2 protein-coding genes are annotated in these 1,871 nt (G+C 74.2%); both read right to left on the bottom strand.

What is annotated here, in order from left to right; genetic code table 11:
* Positions 1-1,295: SCO6881 family protein (locus FOE67_RS24435; RefSeq protein ID WP_228474243.1), on the bottom strand; the 1,295-nt coding region annotated here is incomplete at its 3' end.
* Between the two features lie 35 nt (positions 1,296-1,330).
* On the bottom strand, positions 1,331-1,871 hold a 541-nt coding region (locus FOE67_RS24430), incomplete at its 5' end, for a hypothetical protein (RefSeq protein ID WP_228474242.1).

Genomic DNA, 1,871 nt, shown 5'->3' with positions numbered 1-1,871 from the left:
CTCGTGGTGGGCGGCGGGGACGTGGTCGGGGGTGTGGACTGCCGAACCCCGGTCGGACCGGGCGCGGGCGCGGGCGTCGGGGCGGTGCCCGATCGGTCGCCGGTGGTCCCGAAAGGGCCGGTGGGCGGTGGAGCCGCCCCCTTCGGCTCCGCCGTGCCGGAGCCGCCGGCGGTCCGCCCCCCGCCGTTGCCCGAGCCCTTGGTGCTTCCCCCGCCCGTCGGGATGGGGTTGCCGGCGCCGGGGAGGGGGTTGCCCGTCACCGTGGCCGGCCCCTGGGGCGCCGCGCGGGACCCGACGCGGGCACCGCCGGCCAGGGCGGCGGCTCCGCCGGTTCCGGCCGTGCCGGCCATGGCCGCGACCTTGCGTCCGGCGCGCTCGGTGTGCTGCCTGGCCACCCCGGCCCCCGCGCCGGCGGCGCGGTGCAGGGACTCGCCGTCGGAACCCTCGGCCGCCCAGTGGACGAACTTGAAGGTCGCATACGGGCACAGCAGCACCAGGACCATGACGACGATGCCGGCCATGACGTCGGCGAGTGCGGCGACCCCGTCGCCGGGCTCGGTGTCGCCGATGGCGGAGACACCCAGCAGGAAGACGATCGTCATGAGGAGCTTGGAGACCACCAGGGTGGCGGTGGCCTCGATCCACCCCCTGCGCCAGCGGCGGGCGGCCTCCCAGCCCCCGCCCGCCCCGGCGAAGACCGCGAGGGTGACGAGCACGAGGATGCCGACCTTGCGGACCATCATCACGCACCAGTAGAGGAACGCGCCGATGGCGCATCCCAGGGCCGCGATGGTGGGCACCAGCCAGCCCATACCGCCCAGGGCCCCGATGTGGGAGACCTTGACGATACGTCGGACGGCGTCCTCGAAGCTGCTGTTGGCGGCCATGAACAGGCCGTCGGACAGGGCGTCGACGACCTCGATCGCCACGGTGGTCAGGGCGATGGCGCAGAAGGCGAACAGCACGCCGCTCGCCGTGCCGGTGAAGGCCCGGGTGAGGGCCCGGCCGTCGCGCAGGAACGCGGCTCGAACGAGCTGGGCGCAGAAGGTGCCGACGAGGACGACCAATCCGATCGGCAGGATCATCTCGTAGTTGTCGCGGAACCATCCGGTGTTCAGGTCCACCCGGGTGGTGGTGTTGACCGCCTCAGCGGCGAGTTCGGCGGCTGCCGCGGCCAGCTCACCGGCCGATTTGGCCATCCAGTTGCCGATCGCCTCGCCGGGGTTGGCGATGAAGTCAGCCGCGTCGCTGATCGAGCACAGGGCACCCGCCAGCGGCAGGTCGCAGAATTCCATGGGTAAAGGAGCAGTCCTTCTCCGGTCGGGTCCGGTCAGGGCGCCACGTGGGGCGCGACGGCGACCAGGGAGCAGGCCCGGGAGGGGCGGCACTGCACGGCCAGGGTGATGGAACGGTCCTCCGCCCCGCTCCCGCCGTTGGCCCAGCTGATCCGCTGGGTGCCGGTGACGGTGACGGCGTAGATGTACGCCTCGGTGATCGCGGCCGGGTCCTCGGCCAGGGCCCGCAGGAACGCCGACGGGTAGTGCCCGCCGGCCGCGTCGGCGGTGGCGTACTGCCCCTGGTCGGCCATCCGCGACCACAGGGTCGGATCGGGGACCCGGGCGGAGACCGAGGACCAGTCGCGGTACCGCGACTCGGTGGTCATCCACGCCTCCACACCGGCCAGGTGGTGCCCGTGGTCGGTGTCGCGGGTGTCGTAGGACCACAGCATCACCGCGGCGGCCTCCGCGAAGGCGACGGGATCGGAGATCTTCGGCGGGGCGGGCACCGGCCCCGCTCCGGGCGCCGGGTCCGTCCCCGGCGGCCCGGCCGGTCCGGTCGAAGGGCGGGGTGGGTCGGCGGCCGAACCCCCG

It is taken from the genome of Streptomyces calidiresistens (assembly GCF_014141525.1).
GTDB classification, from domain to species: domain Bacteria; phylum Actinomycetota; class Actinomycetes; order Streptomycetales; family Streptomycetaceae; genus Streptomyces; species Streptomyces calidiresistens.
The sequence above is the reverse complement of the archived record's forward strand: the minus strand, read 5'-3'. Positions and strand labels throughout refer to the sequence as shown.